The sequence below is a fragment of the Pseudomonas sp. MSSRFD41 genome, assembly GCF_014230245.1.
Taxonomy (GTDB): domain Bacteria; phylum Pseudomonadota; class Gammaproteobacteria; order Pseudomonadales; family Pseudomonadaceae; genus Aquipseudomonas; species Aquipseudomonas piscis.
Genome location: NZ_JACKZK010000001.1, coordinates 65,394 through 84,962, shown reverse-complemented (window position 1 = coordinate 84,962; position 19,569 = coordinate 65,394). Strand labels below are relative to the sequence as shown.

Annotated in this window: 19 protein-coding genes; 12 read left to right on the top strand and 7 right to left on the bottom strand. The window is 64.1% G+C overall.

Annotated elements, in window-relative coordinates; translation table 11 throughout:
* Position 1: 1 nt before the first annotated feature.
* Together H7A76_RS00410 and H7A76_RS00405 are read right to left on the bottom strand one after the other, a co-directional pair.
* The gene (locus H7A76_RS00410; protein ID WP_185696718.1) at positions 2–421 is read right to left on the bottom strand and encodes a hypothetical protein; all 420 of its coding nucleotides are present in this window, start codon (positions 419–421) and stop codon (positions 2–4) included.
* A 44-nt stretch (positions 422–465) separates the two neighbouring features.
* Positions 466–882, bottom strand: a complete 417-nt coding sequence (locus H7A76_RS00405) for a hypothetical protein (RefSeq protein WP_185696717.1) — start codon at positions 880–882, stop codon at positions 466–468.
* 59 nt (positions 883–941) lie between these two features.
* Here H7A76_RS00405 and H7A76_RS00400 point away from each other — a divergent pair, with 59 nt between their 5' ends.
* Together H7A76_RS00400 and H7A76_RS00395 are read left to right on the top strand one after the other, a co-directional pair.
* Complete coding sequence (locus H7A76_RS00400) at positions 942–2,021, top strand: aminopeptidase (RefSeq protein ID WP_185696716.1); 1,080 nt, start codon at positions 942–944, stop codon at positions 2,019–2,021.
* Positions 2,022–2,163: 142 nt separating this feature from the next.
* Positions 2,164–2,622 (top strand): REP-associated tyrosine transposase, encoded by a 459-nt coding sequence (locus H7A76_RS00395; protein WP_185696715.1) that lies wholly within the window; start codon positions 2,164–2,166, stop codon positions 2,620–2,622.
* Positions 2,623–2,692: 70 nt separating this feature from the next.
* Here H7A76_RS00395 and H7A76_RS00390 read toward each other — a convergent pair whose 3' ends face one another.
* The gene (locus H7A76_RS00390; RefSeq protein ID WP_185696714.1) at positions 2,693–3,343 is read right to left on the bottom strand and encodes an HAD family hydrolase; all 651 of its coding nucleotides are present in this window, start codon (positions 3,341–3,343) and stop codon (positions 2,693–2,695) included.
* A gap of 28 nt (positions 3,344–3,371) precedes the next feature.
* Positions 3,372–3,917, bottom strand: coding sequence for a gamma carbonic anhydrase family protein (locus tag H7A76_RS00385; RefSeq protein WP_185696713.1), 546 nt, complete (start codon positions 3,915–3,917; stop codon positions 3,372–3,374).
* Positions 3,918–4,019: 102 nt separating this feature from the next.
* On the opposite strand from H7A76_RS00385, the gene prlC reads away from it, so the two are divergent.
* Complete coding sequence (gene prlC, locus H7A76_RS00380) at positions 4,020–6,071, top strand: oligopeptidase A (protein ID WP_312026228.1); 2,052 nt, start codon at positions 4,020–4,022, stop codon at positions 6,069–6,071.
* Complete coding sequence (locus tag H7A76_RS00375; RefSeq protein ID WP_022642248.1) at positions 6,068–6,355, top strand: YheV family putative zinc ribbon protein; 288 nt, start codon at positions 6,068–6,070, stop codon at positions 6,353–6,355. Before prlC ends, H7A76_RS00375 begins: the two co-directional genes overlap by 4 nt.
* 105 nt (positions 6,356–6,460) lie before the next feature.
* Here H7A76_RS00375 and H7A76_RS00370 read toward each other — a convergent pair whose 3' ends face one another.
* Positions 6,461–7,102: a tyrosine-protein phosphatase gene (locus H7A76_RS00370; protein WP_185696711.1), complete on the bottom strand. Its 642-nt coding sequence runs from the start codon at positions 7,100–7,102 to the stop codon at positions 6,461–6,463.
* Positions 7,103–7,395: 293 nt separating this feature from the next.
* Between H7A76_RS00370 and H7A76_RS00365 the strand changes: the two genes are divergently transcribed.
* The 3 genes from H7A76_RS00365 to H7A76_RS00355 are packed head-to-tail and all read left to right on the top strand — an operon-like array spanning position 7,396 to position 11,249.
* The gene (locus H7A76_RS00365; RefSeq protein ID WP_185696710.1) at positions 7,396–8,145 is read left to right on the top strand and encodes a gluconate 2-dehydrogenase subunit 3 family protein; all 750 of its coding nucleotides are present in this window, start codon (positions 7,396–7,398) and stop codon (positions 8,143–8,145) included.
* Positions 8,146–8,147: 2 nt separating this feature from the next.
* Positions 8,148–9,932, top strand: coding sequence for a GMC family oxidoreductase (locus H7A76_RS00360; protein ID WP_031320868.1), 1,785 nt, complete (start codon positions 8,148–8,150; stop codon positions 9,930–9,932).
* Positions 9,933–9,944: 12 nt separating this feature from the next.
* A complete protein-coding gene (locus H7A76_RS00355; protein WP_185696709.1) occupies positions 9,945–11,249 on the top strand; it encodes a cytochrome c in 1,305 nt (434 codons plus the stop codon).
* 45 nt (positions 11,250–11,294) lie between these two features.
* On the opposite strand, the gene H7A76_RS00350 is transcribed toward H7A76_RS00355, so the two are convergent.
* Positions 11,295–11,651, bottom strand: a complete 357-nt coding sequence (locus H7A76_RS00350) for a hypothetical protein (protein ID WP_185696708.1) — start codon at positions 11,649–11,651, stop codon at positions 11,295–11,297.
* Between the two features lie 316 nt (positions 11,652–11,967).
* Here H7A76_RS00350 and H7A76_RS00345 point away from each other — a divergent pair, with 316 nt between their 5' ends.
* The 3 genes from H7A76_RS00345 to H7A76_RS00335 all read left to right on the top strand — a co-directional run bounded on the left by H7A76_RS00345 (position 11,968) and on the right by H7A76_RS00335 (position 15,595).
* Positions 11,968–13,026: a PA0069 family radical SAM protein gene (locus tag H7A76_RS00345; protein WP_185696707.1), complete on the top strand. Its 1,059-nt coding sequence runs from the start codon at positions 11,968–11,970 to the stop codon at positions 13,024–13,026.
* Positions 13,027–13,245: 219 nt separating this feature from the next.
* Positions 13,246–13,983 carry a carbonic anhydrase gene (locus tag H7A76_RS00340; RefSeq protein WP_260497882.1) on the top strand — a complete coding sequence of 246 codons (738 nt, stop codon included), beginning with the start codon at positions 13,246–13,248 and terminating at the stop codon, positions 13,981–13,983.
* A 91-nt stretch (positions 13,984–14,074) separates the two neighbouring features.
* Positions 14,075–15,595, top strand: coding sequence for a SulP family inorganic anion transporter (locus tag H7A76_RS00335; RefSeq protein WP_185696706.1), 1,521 nt, complete (start codon positions 14,075–14,077; stop codon positions 15,593–15,595).
* Positions 15,596–15,661: 66 nt separating this feature from the next.
* Here the strand turns inward: H7A76_RS00335 and H7A76_RS00330 are convergent, their stop codons facing one another.
* Entirely contained in the window at positions 15,662–16,312 is a 651-nt protein-coding gene (locus H7A76_RS00330) for a hypothetical protein (RefSeq protein ID WP_022642257.1), read from the bottom strand.
* 423 nt (positions 16,313–16,735) lie between these two features.
* Here H7A76_RS00330 and coxB point away from each other — a divergent pair, with 423 nt between their 5' ends.
* Complete coding sequence (gene coxB / locus H7A76_RS00325) at positions 16,736–17,863, top strand: cytochrome c oxidase subunit II (protein ID WP_185696705.1); 1,128 nt, start codon at positions 16,736–16,738, stop codon at positions 17,861–17,863.
* An 82-nt stretch (positions 17,864–17,945) separates the two neighbouring features.
* Entirely contained in the window at positions 17,946–19,541 is a 1,596-nt protein-coding gene (gene ctaD / locus H7A76_RS00320; RefSeq protein WP_185696704.1) for a cytochrome c oxidase subunit I, read from the top strand.
* The last annotated feature ends 28 nt before the right edge of the window (positions 19,542–19,569 follow it).

Genomic DNA, 19,569 nt, shown 5'->3' with positions numbered 1-19,569 from the left:
CTCAGGGTACGCAGTTGATCATCCGCTCTTCGGCGACGATCTCGCGCTGGGCGTTGTACAGCCGGGCGCTGGGGGTGAACGCCAGGTTGCGGGCTTCCAGCCGGTAGCGCTGGCCGGCCTGGAAGTGGTCGTAGCGCAGGCTCAGGTAGCACAGCCGCTCCTGTGGGTCGGTGGTCATGCCCATGCCGCCGGCGAACACTTCGAAATCGAAACGCACCATCAGCTCGTGGCTGCCGGGTGTGACCTGGAAGAACCGGCCGTCGCTCAGGCGCTGGTTGTCCAGGCGCTCGGCCATCAGCAGCCGGCCCCCCGGCGCCGGGGTGGCCAAGTCGATCCAGGCCTGTTGCGGGTCGACGCTGGGTAGTGGCGTGCTGCAGGCAGTGAGGGTGGCAAGGGCGAGGATCAGCAGTGGCAGGCGCATGAACAAGGGGCCGGGTCAGCGAAGGAGCCCCAGCATAGCGCCGATCAGCTGCGCTGGCAGCCCGCCGGTTGTGCCTTGCCCAGCAGGGTGTGCTGTTCGTCGTAGAGCCTGGCCCAGGGATGGAAGCCGATGTTGCCGGCCCGCACCTGGTAGCGCTGGCCAGCGCTGAAATCGCTGAATTTCACGTTCAACTGGCAGTCGCGCCATAGCGGCTCCTCCACGTCGGCGCCGATATTGCCCGGGGCCACGGCGAACTGGTAGCGCAGGGTCAATTCATGGCTGCCCGGCTGGACCTGGAAGTAGCGCGGGTCCCCGGCGCCCTTGGCGTCCACTTGCACGGCTTGCAAGGTGGTGTCCTGGGGTGGGGCGAGATCGATCCAGGCCTGAGCCGGGTCGGGATCGGGCAGGCTGGTACAGCCGTTGAGGGCCAGCAATCCGGTGGTCAGCAGCAACACGCGCATGGCAAAGCTCCAGGCAGGCGAGATAGTCTTGCGGGCAGACTCTCTGTGGATGATTCGATTTGACTAGGCCGTGTCCAAGCCATGGGGTACTTGATCGCGTTTGGCGCGTTTGGTTTCCGATCCTGGTGCTTTTGCTGCTCAACGGTTGCAGCAGCGCCAGCTACTACAGCCAGCTGGCCAGTGGCCAATTACAGCTGTTGCGCGCGCGTAAGCCGGTAACCCAGGTGCTGGCCGATCCATCCCGCGACGCTACCTTGCGGGCCCACCTGGTCCAGTCGCAGCGGGCCCGGACCTTCGCCAGCGAGCACCTGCACCTGCCGGACAACCGCAGCTATCGGCTGTACGTCGATATCGGCCGGCCCTATGTGGTGTGGAACGTGTTCGCTACCCCGGAGTTTTCCCTGGCCCCGCAAACCCATTGCTTTCCCATCGCCGGTTGCGTGGCCTATCGCGGCTACTACAACCAGGGCGCGGCCCGGGGCGAGGCGGCGCTGTTGCAGCAAAAGGGCCTGGATGTGGCCGTTGGCGGGGTGGAGGCCTATTCGACCCTGGGCTGGTTCGACGATCCGATCATCAGCTCGATGCTGCACTGGGGCGACGAGCGCCTGGCGACCCTGATCTTCCATGAGCTGGCCCACCAGCGCTTCTACGTAAAGGACGACACCGAGTTCAACGAGTCCTTCGCCACTTTCGTCGAGCAGGAAGGCACCCGGCAATGGCGGGCCTATCGCGGCTTGCCGCCGGCCACCGATGGCGAGCTGCGCCAGCGCGACCAGTTCACCCAGCTGGTGCTCGACACCCGCAAGCGCCTGGAGCAGCTGTATGCCCTGCCCTTGCCCGCCGAGCAGATGCGCCAGCGCAAGGCCCAGGAGTTCGAGCGCATGCGCCAGGACTACCGCCAGCTACGGGACAGCCAATGGGCCGGCTCCAAGCGCTACGACGCCTGGATCGACGCCCCCATGAACAATGCCCGGCTCTTGCCCTTCGGCCTGTACGACCAGTGGGTGCCGGCCTTCGCCGCATTGTTCAAGGAAGTGCACGGCGACTGGCCGGCCTTCTACGCGGCGGTTGAAAAGCTCGGCCGCCAGTCGCCCGATAAGCGCAAGGCGGCGCTCAAAGCCCTGATGGGTGGCCTCTAGAAGCACACCCAGGAACACGCTTGCTTTCGTAGGAGCGAGGCTTGCCCGCGATAGCGCCTTTCCGGACACATCTAGCACTACAGATACACCCCGTCTCTGCCTCCTTCGATCTAGCCTGAAACATGATCAAGGAGGATTGACCATGCCCCAAAAACCTCACGCTCATCGCCTGCGCACTGGACGCTATTCCCAGCCCGGGCACATCTATGTCCTTACCTCTGTCACCCAGGACCGAGAACCCCTATTCGACAATTTGCAAGCGGGGCGCCTGGTAGTAGCGGCTTTCAAGCAGGCCGAACAGGAGCAACTCGCCAGCTCATTGGCCTTTGTCGTCATGCCCGATCATTTTCACTGGTTGGTCGAACTGCACGACACCACGTTACCTGTGCTGATGGGCATAACACGCTCGCGCATTTGCGTATCGTTGAATCGCCAGCGGCGGCGCAAAGAGGCAGTTTGGCAACGTGGTTACCATGATCGGGGCATTCGCAAGGAAGAAGATGTACTGGCCATTGCACGGTACATCGTGGCCAATCCATTACGCGCGGGGTTAGTGAAGCAGGTAGGAGATTATTCGCTTTGGGATGCGATCTGGATCTGACGATCCGTCCTCATCGCGGGCAAGCCTCGCTCCTACCGGGATAAGCGTGCTGGCCCGCGATGCGCTCGCTTCAGCGCGGCAGGAAGGCCTGGTGCAGTTGCTCCAGGGTCTGGAAGTGATAGGCCGGTGCCTCGGCGCTCAGTTCCTCGTGGCTGCCGAAGCCGTAGCCCACCGCTGCCGCGTCCAGGCCATTGCGCTTCGCGCCGATCAGGTCGTGCTTGCGGTCGCCGATCATCAGGGTGTCGGCCGGGTCCAGGCGTTCCTGCTCCAGCAGGTGGGCGATCAGCTCCACCTTGTCGGTACGGGTGCCGTCCAGCTCGCTGCCGTAGATCACCTTGAAGTGCTTGGCGAAGTCGAAGTGACGAGCGATCTCCCGGGCGAACACCCAGGGCTTGGAGGTGGCGATGTACAGCTGCCGGCCCTGGCCGCCGAGGGTCTCGAGCAGCGGCATGACGCCGTCGAAGACGCGGTTCTCGTACAGGCCGGTGACCTTGAAGCGTTCGCGATAGAAGTTCACCGCGTCCCAGGCCCGGGCCTCGTCGAAGCCATAGAACTGCATGAAGGCCTGCAGCAGCGGCGGGCCGATGAAGTGTTCGAGCCTGGCAAGGTCCGGCTCGTCGATGCCCAGCTTGCCCAGGGCGAACTGGATCGAGCGGGTGATGCCTTCGCGAGGGTCGGTGAGGGTGCCGTCGAGATCGAACAATACGGTTTGGTAATGCATGGGAATTCCTGGGCTGTGCAACGGTTGGTCAGGGCTGGTCGTAGCCTTCGGCCAGGTGCTGGTCCTTGAGCTTCACGTAGTTGCCGGCGCTATAGGTGAAGAACGCACGTTCCTTGTCGGTCAGCGGCCGCACCTGCTTCACCGGGCTGCCGACATAGAGGAAGCCGCTGGCCAGGCGCTTGCCCGGCGGTACCAGGCTGCCGGCACCGACTATCACGTCGTCCTCTACCACCGCGCCGTCCATGACGATGCTGCCCATGCCGATCAGGACCCGGCTGCCGATGCTGCAGCCATGGAGCATGACCTTGTGCGCGATGGTCACGTCATCGCCGATCAACAACGGGAAACCCTCGGGATTGAACGGGCCGGCATGGGTGATGTGCAGCACGCTGGCATCCTGCACGCTGGTGCGGGCGCCGATGCGGATGCGGTGCATGTCGCCGCGGATCACGGTCAGGGGCCAGACCGAGCTGTCGGCGCCGATCTCGACGTCGCCGATGACTACCGCCGAGCGGTCGACGAAGGCTCGTTCGCCGAGTTTCGGCCTGTGGTCCTGATAGGTGCGGATGGCCAAGTGCAGGTGCCTCTCTGAGATTTATTAATGGGGTCTATAGCTGCGATTGCGGTCGATTGTAATTAAGATGGCTCAATGTTTCTTCCAGCCAAGGTGCCCACCGTGAGTGTGAACAACCCTCTTCTGCAGCCCTATGACCTGCCCCCGTTCTCGGCGATCCGTGCCGAACACGTACAGCCGGCCATCGAACAGATCCTGGCTGACAACCGCGCCGCCATCGCCGAGATCCTCAAGACCCAGGCCACTGCGCCGACCTGGGCCGGCCTGGTGCTGGCCATGGACGAGCTCAACGATCGCCTGGGCGCCGCCTGGAGCCCGGTCAGCCATCTCAATGCCGTGTGCAACAGCGCCGAACTGCGCGAGGCCTATGAGGCCTGCCTGCCGGCATTGAGCGCCTACTCCACCGAAATGGGCCAGAACCGCGAGCTGTTCCAGGCCTTCGACGCCTTGGCCAAGAGCCCGGAGGCGGCGGGTTTCGATGTGGCGCAAAAGACCATCCTCGAACACTCCCTGCGCGATTTCCGCCTGTCGGGCATCGACCTGCCGCCGGAGCAGCAGAAGCGCTACGCCGAGGTTCAGAGCAAGTTGTCCGAGCTGGGCAGTCGCTTCTCCAACCAGTTGCTCGATGCCACCCAGGCCTGGACCAAGCACATCACCGACGAAGCGGCGCTGGCCGGCCTGACCGATTCGGCCAAGGCGCAGATGGCCGCCGCGGCCCAGGCCAAGGACCTGGACGGCTGGCTGATCACCCTGGAGTTCCCCAGCTACTACGCGGTCATGACCTACGCCCAGGACCGCGCCCTGCGTGAAGAGGTCTACGCCGCCTACTGCACCCGGGCCTCCGACCAGGGCCCCAACGCCGGCCAACACGCTAACGGCCCGGTGATGCAGGAGATCCTCGACTTGCGCCAGGAGCTGGCCAAGCTGCTGGGTTTCGCCAGCTTCGCCGAGCTGAGCCTGGCCACCAAGATGGCCGAGTCCAGCGACCAGGTGCTGGGTTTCCTGCGGGACCTGGCCAAGCGCAGCAAGCCGTTCGCCGCCCAGGATCTGGTACAGCTCAAGGCCTATGCCGCCGAGCAAGGTTGCCCTGACCTGCAAAGCTGGGACAGCGGCTTCTATGGCGAGAAGCTGCGTGAGCAGCGCTACAGCGTGTCCCAGGAAGCCTTGCGCGCCTACTTCCCCATCGACAAGGTGCTGTCCGGCCTGTTCGCCATCGTCCAGCGCCTGTACGGCATCGAGATCGCCGAGCAGAAGGGTTTCGATGCCTGGCACCCGGACGTGCGCCTGTTCGAGATCAGGGAGAACGGCCAGCACGTCGGCCGCTTCTTCTTCGACCTCTATGCCCGTGCGAACAAGCGTGGCGGTGCCTGGATGGATGGCGCCCGCGACCGTCGGCGCACCGCCAGCGGTACCCTGCAGAGCCCGGTGGCCAACCTGGTGTGCAACTTCACTCCGGCCGCACCCGGCAAGCCTGCGCTGCTGACCCACGATGAAGTCACCACCTTGTTCCACGAGTTCGGCCACGGCCTGCACCATCTGCTGACCCGCATCGAGCATGCCGGTGTCTCCGGGATCAACGGCGTGGCCTGGGATGCCGTGGAGCTGCCGAGCCAGTTCATGGAGAACTGGTGCTGGGAGCCCGAGGGCCTGGCGCTGATCTCCGGTCACTACGAAACCGGCGAAGCCCTGCCCCAGGACCTGCTGGACAAGATGCTGGCGGCCAAGAACTTCCAGTCCGGGATGATGATGGTGCGCCAGCTGGAGTTCTCGCTGTTCGACTTCGAACTGCACGCCACCCACGGCGATGGCCGCAGCGTGCTGCAGGTGCTGGAGTCCGTGCGCGACGAGGTCTCGGTGATGCGTCCGCCGGCCTACAACCGCTTCGCCAACAGCTTCGCCCACATCTTCGCCGGTGGTTATGCCGCCGGTTACTACAGCTACAAGTGGGCCGAAGTGCTGTCGGCCGACGCCTTCTCGCGTTTCGAGGAAGAGGGTGTGCTCAACGCCGCGACCGGCCGTGCCTTCCGCGAGGCGATCCTGGCCCGTGGCGGTTCCCAGGAGCCGATGGTGCTGTTCGTCGATTTCCGCGGACGGGCCCCGTCGATTGACGCACTCTTGCGCCATAGCGGCCTCAGCGAGGACGCGGCAGCATGAGTGAAGCCCCCGTGAAGACCAAGAAACGCTTTATCGCCGGTGCGGTTTGCCCGGCGTGCAGTGAGCAGGACAAGCTGATGATGTGGAGCGAAGACGACGTGCCCCATCGCGAATGCGTGGCCTGCGGTTACTCCGACACCTTGAACGAGCAGGGACTGTCGGTACCCAAGGAATTGAGCACGCGGGTGAACACCGCGGCCCTCAAGGTGGCGGATGCCAAGGTGCAGTCGGTGCAGTTCTTCCCCAACCCCAAGTTGAAGAAGAAAACCGACGAACCCCAGTAACCGGGAACCCCTGTAGGAGTGCAGCTTGCGCGCGATAGCGGTGTGTCAGACACATCGCGGCGCGCAAGCTTGGCTCCTACGGGAAAGCCCTCTCCCGCCTCGCAATCAGTTCGCCGGCTTGCCGGCGCTGACCGTCTCGAACCAACTCTTCACCGAACAGGTGGCGAACACGCTGGTGCTGCAGTCGCCGTTGGCCAGTGCCGTGCGCAGTTTCTCCACATCGGCCTGCATCATATAGCGAATGCCGTCCTTGAAGTGGGTGCTGTCGCCGAATCCGCCCTGGGTCATTTCGCTCAAGGCTTCCTCTTTGCTCCAGCCCTGGACCACCACCCGGTACATCGCCGACATCAGTCCGGTGCGGTCCGAGCCATGCTTGCAGTGCATCAGCACCGGGCCCTGGGCTTCGGCGCTCTGGATCGCGCGCAAGGCCTTGAGCACATCGGCATCATCCACGTGGTTGGTACGGTAAGGCAGTTGCACCTGATGGATGCCTGGCGCCGCCAGCCAACTGCTGTCCGACTCGGGCAGGAAGTTGATCACCGTCCCCACCTTGAGCTTTTCCAGCAACGGCACGGCGTCTTTGTCCGGCAGGGCGCTGCGATACAGGGTCGGTGACATCTGGTACAGGTTGTACTGTTTTTCCACCGGTTGGGCCCAATGCTCGGGGCGGTCGGCGGCCTGCGCCAGGGGAGCGAGCAGGGCCAGCAATGCCAGGCAAAGAGCGGGAAGCAAGCGAGTTCTCGACATGGACGGTCACGGGTGAGGGAACGATGGCGGCAGTCTCGCCCTGTACCGGTCAATGCTCCGTGAGGCCTGTGTCAAAGAATCGTGAAGCAAATCTGATCCTGCCTTTTTTGAATCAACTGAGCTTTTTTTTGGAGCTGAAACGATTAATTCGAATGCTTAGCCTGCTATCATTTGTAACTATTGTTTGCTGATGTGTTCATAAAACCGGGTTTTGCCCGGCTTTCTGCGTTACCAAAACACAAAGCCGCGCCATGACGCGGCTGAAATCCATCAATGCCTGATGAGGTGCACCCATGTCCGATCAAGATCGCGACAACCCGCGGCGTGAGTTCTTGCGTAAATCCCTGACCTTGATCCCGGTAGTCACCGTGGCCAGTACCGGACTGGGCAGCAGCATGCTGGCCGTGGCTCCCGAGGCTGTCGCAGCCGAAAAGCCCGCCGCGCCGAGCAAGCAGGCGAGTGGCGGCCACTATGAGCCCAGCTACTTCAGCGCCGAGGAATGGGCCTTCATCAAGGCGGCGGTGGAACGCCTGATCCCGGCGGACGACATGGGGCCTGGCGCGTTGGAAGCCGGCGTTCCGGAATACATCGACCGACAGATGAACACGCCTTACGCCGCTGGTGCCCTGTGGTACATGCAAGGCCCGTTCAAGGCCGATGCCGCGCCAGAGATGGGCTGGCAGAGCAAGCTGGTGCCCAAGGAGATCTATCGCCTGGGTATCGCTGCGACGGACGCTTGGTGCAAGCAGCTCAAGGGCCAAGCATTTGCTGCTCAAGACAGCGCTACCCGAGACGAATTGCTCAAGCAGCTGGAGGCGGGTACGCCGCAGTTCGACACGGTCCCGGCCAAGCTGTTCTTCAACCTGCTGTTGCAGAACACCAAGGAGGGTTTCTTCAGCGACCCGATCCACGGTGGCAACAAGGGCCTGGTGGGCTGGACCCTGATCGGCTTCCCCGGCGCGCGCGCCGATTTCATGGATTGGGTGGAGCGTAACGAGCAGTACCCCTTCCCGGCAGTATCGATTCGCGGCGAGAGGGCTTGAGCATGGCGACAGTGATGAAGAAGGTCGACGCAGTGATCGTCGGGTTTGGCTGGACCGGCGCCATCATGGCCAAGGAACTGACCGAGGCGGGGCTCAATGTGCTGGCGCTGGAGCGTGGGCCGATGCAGGACACCTACCCGGACGGCAGTTATCCCCAGGTGATCGACGAGCTCACCTACAGCGTGCGCAAGAAGCTCTTCCAGGATATTTCCAAGGAAACGGTGACCATCCGCCACAGCGTCAACGACGTGGCCCTGCCCAACCGCCAACTGGGTGCCTTCCTGCCCGGCAATGGCGTGGGCGGCGCCGGCCTGCATTGGTCTGGCGTGCACTTTCGCGCCGACCCCATCGAGTTGCGCATGCGCAGCCACTATGAAGAACGCTACGGCAAGAATTTCATCCCCAAGGACATGACCATCCAGGACTTCGGCGTCACCTACGAAGAGCTGGAGCCGTTCTTCGACTATGCGGAAAAGGTCTTCGGCACCTCGGGCCAGGCCTGGACCGTGAAGGGCCAGCTGGTGGGCGAAGGCAAGGGCGGCAACCCCTACGCGCCGGATCGCTCGGACCACTTCCCGCTGGAATCGCAGAAGAACACCTATTCCGCCCAGCTGTTCCAGAAAGCCGCCAATGAAGTGGGCTACAAGCCCTACAACCTGCCGTCGGCCAATACCTCGGGGCCCTACACCAACCCCTATGGCGCGCAGATGGGGCCGTGCAACTTCTGCGGTTTCTGCAGTGGCTACGTCTGCTACATGTATTCCAAGGCCTCGCCCAACGTGAATATCCTGCCGGCCCTCAAGCCGCTGCCGAATTTCGAGTTGCGGGCCAATTCCCATGTACTCAAGGTCAACCTGGACAGCAGCAAGACCCTGGCCACCGGCGTCACCTACGTCGACGCCCAGGGGCGCGAGATCGAGCAACCGGCGGACCTGGTGATCCTCGGCGCCTTCCAGTTCCACAACGTGCGCCTGATGCTGCTCTCGGGCATCGGCAAGCCCTACGACCCGATCACCGGCGAAGGCGTGGTGGGCAAGAACTTCGCCTACCAGAACATGGCCACCATCAAGGCCTACTTCGACAAGGACGTGCACACCAACAACTTCATCGGCGCCGGTGGCAACGGCGTGGCGGTGGACGACTTCAACGCCGACAACTTCGACCACGGCCCCCATGGCTTCGTCGGGGGTTCGCCGTTCTGGGTCAACCAGGCCGGCAGCCGGCCGATCGCCGGGACGTCCAACCCGCCAGGCACCCCGGCCTGGGGCAGCGCCTGGAAGAAGGCCACGGCCGACTACTACACCCACCAGGTGTCCATGGACGCCCACGGTGCGCACCAGTCCTACCGGGGCAACTACCTCGACCTGGACCCGGTCTACCGCGATGCCTACGGCTTGCCCCTGCTGCGGATGACCTTCGACTGGCAGGAAAACGACATCAAGATGAACCGCTTCATGGTCGAGAAGATGGGCAAGATCGCCCAGGCGATGAACCCCAAGGCCATCGCCCTGCTGGGCAAGCAGGTCGGCGAGCACTTCAATACCGCCTCCTACCAGACCACTCACCTGAACGGTGGCGCGATCATGGGCACCGACCCCAAGACCAGCGCCCTGAACCGCTACTTGCAGAGCTGGGACGTGCACAACGTGTTCGTGCCTGGAGCCTCGGCCTTTCCCCAGGGCCTGGGCTACAACCCCACCGGGCTGGTGGCGGCGCTGACCTACTGGTCGGCGCGGGCGATCCGCGAGCAGTACCTGAAGAACCCCGGCCCGCTGGTCCAGGCATAAGGAGCGATGACCATGAAAGCACTCGTTATCGCCAGCCTGGCGCTGTTGGGCAGCGCCTCCCTCCAGGCCGCCGAGGTCGACCCGGCCCTGGTCAAGCAGGGCGAATACCTGGCCCGTGCCGGTGACTGCGTCGCCTGCCACACCGCCAAGGACGGCAAGCCGTTCGCCGGCGGCCTGCCGATGGAAACCCCGATCGGGGTGATCTATTCCACCAACATCACTCCGGACAAGACCGGTATCGGCGACTACAGCTTCGAGGACTTCGACCGGGCCGTGCGCCATGGCGTGGCCAAGAACGGCAGCACGCTGTACCCGGCCATGCCCTTCCCGTCCTACGCCCGGGTCAACGACGCCGACATGCAGGCGCTCTACGCCTACTTCATGCACGGCGTGGCGCCGGTGGTGCGGGACAACCAGGACAGCGACATTCCCTGGCCCCTGAGCATGCGCTGGCCGTTGTCGATCTGGCGCTGGATGTTCGCCCCGAGCGTGGCGCCAGCCGCCGTGGCGGCCGACAGCGACCCGCTGATCAGTCGTGGCGCCTATCTGGTGGAAGGCCTGGGGCACTGTGGCGCCTGCCATACGCCACGGGCGCTGACCATGCAGGAGAAGGCCCTGAGCGCCAGCGAAGGCAGTGCCTTCCTGTCCGGCAGCGCACCGCTGGAGGGCTGGATCGCCAAGAGCCTGCGTGGCGATCACAAGGACGGCCTGGGCAGCTGGAGCGAAGAGCAACTGGTGCAGTTCCTCAAGACCGGCCGCAGCGATCGCAGCGCGGTGTTCGGTGGCATGAGCGATGTGGTGGTCCACAGCATGCAGTACATGAGCGACCAGGACCTGACGGCCATCGCCCGCTACCTCAAGTCGCTGCCGGCCAACGATCCCGCCGACCAGCCGCACCCGTACGACAAGCAGGTGGCCGATGCCCTGTGGAAAGGCGACGACAGCAAGCCGGGCGCCTCGGTGTACATCGACAACTGCGCCGCCTGCCACCGTACCGATGGCCATGGCTATACCCGGGTGTTCCCGGCGCTGGCCGGCAACCCGGTGCTGCAATCGGAGGACGCCACCTCGCTGATCAACATCGTGCTCAAGGGCGGTACCCTGCCCGCCACCCACAGCGCGCCGTCGACCCTCACCATGCCGCCCTTCGCCTGGCGGCTGTCGGACCAGGAGGTGGCCGACGTGGTTAGCTTCATCCGCAGCAGCTGGGGCAACCAGGGTGCACCGGTGAAGGCCGCGGACGTGGCCGGGCTGCGTGACGGGCGCCTGCAGAGCACCTCCAACGACGACCTGGGCAACGTGATTCCACGTCACTAGTGGCAGGACCGGCGCCCGCAACGGGCGCCGGTTGGATGCGGCCCTTCAGCCTCGGGGGAAGGGCTGGATCCCCAGCTGGCTTTGTAGCTGGTAGCCGGCGATGCAGTCCGCCAATCCGGCGTTCATCAGGTCTTCCCAGCTCGCGGGCAGCAGGCCGATGTCGTCGTGGTGAGGGCGCCAGTGCGCCTCGGCGAACTTCGCATCGGCTGCATCGAAGGGCTGCGGGCCGCTCACTGCGGCCTGGCGGATGTCCCGGGTGCACAGATCGAACTCGCAGGCCAGGCCCCAGAGCTGGCCATCCGCGGCCCTGACGATGATCAGGTCGGCGCCTTGCCCGTAGCTCGGCAGGTAGGCGTAGGCCGCATAGAAGATCTTTTCCAGTGTGCCGGGTGTCATGGGCATTGCCGTGTTCCTTTGAGGGTCGCCCGCGTTATAGCGCAGGCAGCGTCGTTGGCGCGAATCCTTCGCAGGCCTTGGCGTCTGTCGGCCTTCTGCGAGCTCAAGGAGCAGACCGGCCCTGATCTCGATTCGAAGGTGAAGTCGAGCTTTGGCGGGAGCTACCAGGAGCTGGAAACCAACGATAAACGGATCAAGATCAACGATGGGTGGGGGCGACTGACCCGTTCGCTGACCAAGTTCGCGAGCGTTCTGCTCGACGGCGCTAGGCAGCTTGTCGCAGCTCAATTACTGTATGCGCATACAGTTATGGAGTGCCCCCATGTCCAGCCCCCTGCCGCCCCGCGGTCGCGGCACCGCGAGCAACCCGCACAACCGTTTCGCCCCCAGCCGCTCGGTGGCCGAGGATGACGGCTGGCACCAGGAAGTGCCGCTGACCCAGGGCACCGAGGTGCGCTTGGAAATCGCCAAGTCGATCATCACCCGCAACCATTCGCCGGACCTGCCCTTCGATCGCTCGATCAATCCCTATCGCGGTTGCGAGCACGGCTGCATCTACTGCTATGCGCGGCCCAGCCATGCCTACTGGGACATGTCGCCGGGGCTGGACTTCGAAACCCGGCTGATCGCCAAGAGCAATACCGCCACCCTGCTGGAGCAGCAACTGTCCAAACCCGGCTACCAGTGCGCGCCGATCAACCTGGGTTCCAATACCGATCCCTACCAACCGATCGAGCGTGAACAACGGCTGACCCGGCGCACCCTGGAGGTGCTGCTGCGCTACCGGCATCCGGTGACCATCGTCACCAAGGGTTCGCTGATCCTGCGCGACCTGGACCTGCTGGCCGAGCTGGCCCGGCAGCGGCTGGTGGCGGTGATGATCAGCCTCACCACCCTGGACGATGAACTCAAGCGCATCCTCGAGCCCCGGGCCGCGGCGCCCAAGGCCCGCGTGCGGGCGATCCGGGTGTTGCGCGAAGCGGGCATCCCGGTGGGAGTGCTGTGCTCGCCGATGATCCCGATGATCAACGACAGCGAACTGGAGGCCCTGCTGACCGAGGCCCAGGCCGCCGGGGCGCAAAGCGCGGCCTACATGATGCTGCGCCTGCCCCTGGAGGTGGCGCCTTTGTTCGAGGAATGGCTGGCGGCGCATTACCCGCAGCGGGCGGCCCATGTCCTGAGCCTGATCCGCCAGAGCCGCGGCGGCGAGCTCTACGACAGCCGTTTCGGCAGCCGCATGCGCGGCGAGGGCCCGTTCGCCGACCTGCTGGCCCAGCGTTTCGCCAAGGCACTCAAGCGCCTGGGGCTCGACCGTCGCGGCGGTTTCGACCTGGACTGCTCGGCATTCTGTCCGCCGGGCAGGCAGATGTCGTTGCTGTAGGCCCGTGGCTTTTGCGAAGGGAGGTGCCGCCCATCGTTTCGCGGCCCATAGTGGCGTTCTAGAGCGCTGCATTCAGTTTGAGTTAAGTTTTCACGGCTACCTTGCTCATCAAGTGACTTGGATGTCACTTCCGACGGTTCGGTCGTTTTTTGCTCAGCCGTTGGCGTCGTGCCGGATCATGTCTGGAACATTCACCACATCCGACAGAGAGCATCAATCATGAGTGACAAGGATAAACAGCCGCTGGCTGCGTCGGCTCCAGCCCCTACCAACGGTTCCGCCGAGACCGCCGATGCAGCGCTGCAGCATATCGTCGACGGTTTTTTGCATTTTCATCATGAAGTCTTTCCGCAGCAGCAAGAGTTGTTCAAGAAACTCGCCACGGCCCAGCGACCAAGGGCGATGTTCATCGCCTGTGCCGATTCGCGGATCGTTCCCGAACTCATCACCCAAAGTTCCCCTGGCGACCTGTTCGTGACCCGCAACGTGGGCAACGTGGTACCGCCCTACGGGCAGATGAACGGTGGTGTGTCCACGGCGATCGAATACGCGGTAATGGCCCTGGGCGTGCAGCACATCATCGTTTGCGGGCATTCGGACTGCGGGGCCATGCGCGCCGTGCTCAACCCGCAGAGCCTGGAAAGGATGCCCACGGTCAGGGCCTGGTTGCGCCACGCCGAAGTGGCCCGGACCATGGTCCAGGACAATTGCTCGTGCGCCGACGAGCCTTCGAGCATGCATGTCCTGACCGAAGAGAACGTCATCGCCCAGTTGCAGCACTTGCGTACCCATCCTTCCGTTGCCTCGCGCATGGCCAACGGCCAGCTGTTCATCCACGGCTGGGTCTATGACATCGAGACCAGCTCGATCAAGGCCTACGACGCGGACAAGAGCTGTTTCCTGCCGCTCGACGGTAGCCATCCGATTCCCGTGGCGACGCCCAAAGCGCGTTTCTGAATCCACCTCAATTCCTGGTGAGGTCTTGGCCTGGGCGGCTTGCGAGCAGTCCGGCCTTGCCACGCCTGAAGAAAATGTCGGGAGAGTTGTCATGCGTGCAGCACAGCTTAAAAGTGTCCTGCCACGGGAGCTGTTGGCTTCGGTGGTGGTGTTTCTGGTGGCCCTGCCCCTGTGCATGGGGATTGCCATCGCCTCGGGCCTGCCGCCGGCCAAGGGCCTGATCACCGGGATCATCGGCGGCCTGGTGGTGGGTTGGCTGGCGGGATCGCCATTGCAGGTCAGCGGCCCGGCCGCGGGGCTGGCGGTGCTGGTCTTCGAGTTGGTGCGCCTGCATGGGGTGGCCATGCTCGGGCCGGTCCTGTTGCTGGCCGGGCTGTTGCAGTGGCTGGCCGGGCGCCTGCGCCTGGGGTGCTGGTTCCGGGTCACGGCACCGGCAGTGGTATACGGCATGCTGGCGGGTATCGGGGTGCTGATCGTGTTGTCCCAGGTCCACGTGCTGGTGGATGCCGCGCCCCAGGCCTCGGGGCTGGATAACCTCGCCGGCTTTCCCGCCGCGCTGTCGCGGGCCCTCGATGGCCTGGGCTGGCAGGCCGGGTTGCTGGGGCTGGCGACCATCGCGGTGATGTGGGGCTGGGACAAGTGGCGGCCCCGGGCGCTGCGTTTCGTCCCCGGGGCGCTGCTCGGGGTGGGCTTGGCGACCCTGGCCAGCCTGCTGCTGGCGCTGCCGGTGAACCGGGTCGAGGTGCCGGCCAGCATGGCCGAGGCCATCGACTGGTTGCGTCCTGGCGACCTGTTGCACCTGGCGGACCCGGCCCTGCTGGTAGCGGCCGTGGCCCTGGCTTTCATCGCCAGTGCCGAGACGCTGCTCTCGGCTGCTGCTGTGGATCGCATGCACAACGGCCAGCGCTCGGACTTCGACCGCGAGCTGTCGGCCCAGGGCACCGGCAACATGCTCTGCGGCCTGCTGGGCGCCCTGCCGATGACCGGGGTGATAGTGCGCAGTTCGGCCAACGTCCAGGCCGGTGCCCGCACGCGCTACTCGACCATCTTCCACGGCCTGTGGCTGTTGGGGTTCGTCCTGCTGCTGTCCAGCGTACTGCAGCGCATCCCGGTGGCGAGCCTGGCCGGCGTGCTGGTCTACACCGGCTTCAAGCTGGTGGATCTCAAGGCCTTCCGTGGTTTGGGACGCTACGGGCGGATGCCGATGTTCACCTATGCGGTGACGGCCCTGGCGATCGTCTTCAGCGACCTGTTGACCGGGGTGCTGGTGGGCTTCGCCCTGACCTTGCTCAAGCTGGCGTTGCAGGCCGCGCGCCTGAAGATCAGCCTGGTCGACCTGCCGCAGGCGGGACAGATGGAACTGCGCCTGGTGGGGACGGCGACCTTCCTCAAGGTGCCCGCGCTGAGCCAGGTCCTGGCCACGGTGCCGGCGGGGACGACCTTGCATGTGCCGCTCAACCACCTGGGCTACATCGACCATGCGTGCCTGGAATTGCTGGAAGAATGGGAGCGGGCCAGCGCGGCCAAGGGCTCGCGGCTGGTGATCGAGTCCCGGGGCCTGAAGCGACGCCTGGAGGGGCGCTTGAGCGGTGTCGGCGGGATGGGCGTGTGAAGCATGGGCCTGGCGCCAGGCCCTTCGCCACAAGGCCCACGGTGGGCCTTGCCGGCGAGGAGTGGGTCAGGCGGCGGGCTGGTCGAGTTCCAGTTCCACGCCCAGCTGGCGTGACAGGCACGGCCAGCGCTTCCAGGCTGCCTCGGTGTCGGGGCTGCCGAGTCGGTCGCGGTAGGTTTCCACAGACTCCAGGGCGAAGCTGTCTTCGTCGAGCATGGCGTCGACCGCGTGATGCACGGCTTCGTCCAGTTGGTTGGCAAAGGTCTCGCCGATCAGCTGATGGGCGATGAGATTGGCGACCGTCATGTCCAGGGGGATCAGTGGACGGCCGAAGTGCTTGATGTACAGGTCGTTGACTTCCTCTACCAGGCGCAGGGCCAGGTAGGCTTCGTCCAGCAGGCCGTCGAGGCCGACATGCCCGGCCATGATGGCCGGCGGCTGGAGGAAGAATTGCTCGGCGATCTTGAGCACCGGCTTGATCTGCGATTCGATGCCCGCTTCGCGGGCAACGGCGTTGGCGGCGTCCAGAAGGTCTGGCACCTGATCGATGTATGCGCTGACGAAACGGGTCATGACGCCTTGTGCGTCGACTTCGGGCAGCAGGATGGCGGGGTGCAGGTGAGGGAGCTGCGCTTCCAGTTGGCGGGCCAGGTGGCCCGTGCTGGCTTCGTGCTGTTGAGCCAATAGGATCTGCTCGCGTAATGCGGCGGTGTTCATGAAAGCTCCAGGGACAAGGGCGGTCGATCGGGACAACCGAGGTGGGATGACGGCCTGCCGCCCATTAGCGACCATCCCTCGGGGGAGAACATAAGTTAGCCTGCTCATCAAAGTGTTTAAGACATATTTGTAATATTCACTTATTACTTAGTAGGGTGCGTTATATCGTCGCACCCCCTCTTTTTCGTCAATCCCTTGATTACCGTGGCCTGCAAAGCTTCCATGGGGTGTTTCAGCAGGTTTACGCCATTGCGTTGCGAGGTGAGAGTCGCTGGCTATACTCGCCAATGTATGAAGTTAGCTGATGATGCCCGACTGCAATTGCAGCGAGGCTCGACGGTCTAAGTTCGTAGTCTAGGCAGTCGCTCCCTTGCCGCAGGTGTATAGCCGGCGGGATAACAAGAACGATAAGGGGAACCCGCAATGAAGCGACATCCACACGTCTGGATGGGCCTCCTGTTGTGGACGATATTCAGTCAGGCGCAAGCCGCCTGGACGGTGAATATGGCGCCTGGGGCTACCGAGATAAGCCACGCGGTATTCGACCTGCACATGACCATCTTCTGGATCTGTGTGGTGATCGGCGTCATCGTCTTCGGCGCGATGTTCTGGTCGATGATCATTCACCGTCGTTCCACCGGCCAGGTCCCGGCCAGGTTCCACGAAAGCACCACGGTGGAAATCCTCTGGACCATCGTTCCCTTCCTGATCCTGGTGGCCATGGCCGTGCCGGCCACCGCGACCCTGATCAAGATGTACGACACCAGCGAGCCGGACGTGGACGTGCAGATCACCGGCTACCAGTGGAAGTGGCACTACAAATACCTGGGCCAGGATGTGGAGTTCTTCAGCAACCTGGCCACTCCCGCCGAACAGATCCACAACAAGAGCGCCAAGGGCGAGCACTACCTGCTGGAAGTCGACCAGCCGCTGGTGCTGCCGGTGGGCGCCAAGGTGCGGTTCCTGGTGACCGCCGCCGATGTCATCCACTCCTGGTGGGTACCGGCCTTCGCGGTCAAGCGCGATGCCATCCCCGGTTTCGTCAACGAAGCCTGGACCCGGGTCGACAAACCCGGCATCTACCGTGGTCAATGCGCCGAGCTGTGCGGCAAGGACCACGGCTTCATGCCGATCGTGGTGGAGGTCAAGTCCCAGGCCGACTACGACGCCTGGATGGGCGAGCGCAAGGCCGAGGCCGCCAAGCTCAAGGAGCTGACCAGCAAGGAATGGACCCTCGACGAACTGGTGGCCCGTGGCGACAAGATCTACCACACCACCTGCGTGGCCTGTCACCAGGCCGAGGGCCAGGGCCTGCCGCCGATGTTCCCGGCGCTCAAGGGCTCGAAGATCGCCACCGGACCCAAGGAGGCTCACCTGAGCCTGGTGTTCCACGGCAAGCCGGGCACCGCCATGGCCGCCTTCGGCAAGCAGCTGTCGGAAGTCGATATCGCCGCCGTGGTCACCTACGAACGCAACGCCTGGGGCAACAACAAGGGCGACATGGTGACGCCCAAGGATGTCCTGGCGCTCAAACAGGCGGAAAGCAAATGAGCCGGCTTCTTGGGTATCTGCGCAACCGGTCGCGGCGCGCCGCCGCCGATCGTCCAGTCCATTCGCGTGCAGGAGACAGGACATGAGTGCTGTGATCGATGACCACGGCCATGCCGGCCATGATGACCATGCCCACGGGCCGGCCAAGGGCCTGATGCGCTGGGTGCTGACCACCAACCACAAGGACATCGGCACCCTCTACCTGTGGTTCAGCTTCACCATGTTCCTGGTGGGCGGCACCTTCGCCATGGTGATCCGCGCCGAGCTGTTCCAGCCCGGCCTGCAGATCGTCGAGCCGGCGTTCTTCAACCAGATGACCACCATGCACGGCCTGGTGATGGTCTTCGGCGCAGTGATGCCGGCCTTCGTCGGCCTGGCCAACTGGATGATCCCGCTGATGATCGGCGCGCCGGACATGGCCCTGCCGCGGATGAACAACTTCAGCTTCTGGCTGCTGCCCGCGGCCTTCCTGCTGTTGCTCTCGACCCTGTTCATGGCCGGGGGCGGGCCGAACTTCGGCTGGACCTTCTACGCGCCGCTGTCGACCACCTATGCGCCGGAAAGCGTGACCTACTTCATCTTCGCCATCCACCTGATGGGCATCAGCTCGATCATGGGGGCAATCAACGTCATCGCCACTATCCTCAACCTGCGCGCCCCGGGCATGACCCTGATGAAAATGCCGCTGTTCGTCTGGACCTGGCTGATCACCGCGTTCCTGCTGATCGCGGTGATGCCGGTGCTGGCGGGCGTGGTGACCATGATGCTGATGGACATCCACTTCGGCACCAGCTTCTTCAGCGCCGCCGGCGGTGGCGATCCGGTCCTGTTCCAGCATGTGTTCTGGTTCTTCGGCCACCCCGAGGTGTACATCATGATCCTGCCGGCCTTCGGCGCGGTCAGCTCGATCATCCCCACCTTCAGCCGCAAGCCGCTGTTCGGCTACACCTCGATGGTCTACGCCACTGGGGCCATCGCCTTCCTGTCGTTCATCGTCTGGGCGCACCACATGTTCGTGGTGGGTATCCCGCTGGTGGGCGAGTTGTTCTTCATGTACGCCACCTTGCTGATCGCCGTGCCCACGGGGGTCAAGGTGTTCAACTGGGTGAGCACCATGTGGCAGGGCGCGCTGACCTTCGAGACGCCGATGCTGTTCGCCGTGGCCTTCGTCATCCTGTTCACCATCGGCGGTTTCTCCGGGTTGATGCTGGCCATCGCCCCGGCGGACTTCCAGTACCAGGACACCTACTTCGTGGTGGCGCACTTCCACTACGTGCTGGTGCCCGGGGCGATCTTCGGCATCTTCGCCTCGGCCTACTACTGGCTGCCCAAGTGGACCGGGCACATGTACGACGAGACCCTGGGCAAGTTGCATTTCTGGCTGTCCTTCATCGGCATGAACATGGCGTTCTTCCCCATGCACTTCGTCGGCCTGGCCGGCATGCCGCGCCGGATCCCGGACTACAACCTGCAGTTCGCCGATTTCAACATGGTGTCGTCCATCGGTGCCTTCACCTTCGGCGCGACGCAGATCTTCTTCCTGTTCATCGTCATCAAGTGCATTCGCGGCGGCGCGCCGGCCCCGGCCAAGCCCTGGGAAGGCGCCGACGGGCTGGAGTGGAGCATTCCGTCGCCAGCGCCGTACCACACCTTCGTCACGCCGCCGGAAGTGAAATGAACAGCCTGGCGCGGGACCTGCTGGGAGG

Coding starts and splice junctions, on each gene's coding strand:
- coxB (WP_185696705.1), top strand. CDS start 16,736: ATGAAGCGACATCCACACGTCTGGATGGGCCTCCTGTTGTGGACGATA.
- H7A76_RS00355 (WP_185696709.1), top strand. CDS start 9,945: ATGAAAGCACTCGTTATCGCCAGCCTGGCGCTGTTGGGCAGCGCCTCC.
- H7A76_RS00345 (WP_185696707.1), top strand. CDS start 11,968: ATGTCCAGCCCCCTGCCGCCCCGCGGTCGCGGCACCGCGAGCAACCCG.
- ctaD (WP_185696704.1), top strand. CDS start 17,946: ATGAGTGCTGTGATCGATGACCACGGCCATGCCGGCCATGATGACCAT.
- H7A76_RS00370 (WP_185696711.1), bottom strand. CDS start 7,102: ATGTCGAGAACTCGCTTGCTTCCCGCTCTTTGCCTGGCATTGCTGGCC.
- H7A76_RS00340 (WP_260497882.1), top strand. CDS start 13,246: ATGAGTGACAAGGATAAACAGCCGCTGGCTGCGTCGGCTCCAGCCCCT.
- H7A76_RS00405 (WP_185696717.1), bottom strand. CDS start 882: ATGCGCGTGTTGCTGCTGACCACCGGATTGCTGGCCCTCAACGGCTGT.
- H7A76_RS00335 (WP_185696706.1), top strand. CDS start 14,075: ATGCGTGCAGCACAGCTTAAAAGTGTCCTGCCACGGGAGCTGTTGGCT.
- H7A76_RS00330 (WP_022642257.1), bottom strand. CDS start 16,312: ATGAACACCGCCGCATTACGCGAGCAGATCCTATTGGCTCAACAGCAC.
- H7A76_RS00395 (WP_185696715.1), top strand. CDS start 2,164: ATGCCCCAAAAACCTCACGCTCATCGCCTGCGCACTGGACGCTATTCC.
- H7A76_RS00390 (WP_185696714.1), bottom strand. CDS start 3,343: ATGCATTACCAAACCGTATTGTTCGATCTCGACGGCACCCTCACCGAC.
- H7A76_RS00360 (WP_031320868.1), top strand. CDS start 8,148: ATGGCGACAGTGATGAAGAAGGTCGACGCAGTGATCGTCGGGTTTGGC.
- H7A76_RS00410 (WP_185696718.1), bottom strand. CDS start 421: ATGCGCCTGCCACTGCTGATCCTCGCCCTTGCCACCCTCACTGCCTGC.
- H7A76_RS00350 (WP_185696708.1), bottom strand. CDS start 11,651: ATGCCCATGACACCCGGCACACTGGAAAAGATCTTCTATGCGGCCTAC.
- H7A76_RS00365 (WP_185696710.1), top strand. CDS start 7,396: ATGTCCGATCAAGATCGCGACAACCCGCGGCGTGAGTTCTTGCGTAAA.
- H7A76_RS00375 (WP_022642248.1), top strand. CDS start 6,068: ATGAGTGAAGCCCCCGTGAAGACCAAGAAACGCTTTATCGCCGGTGCG.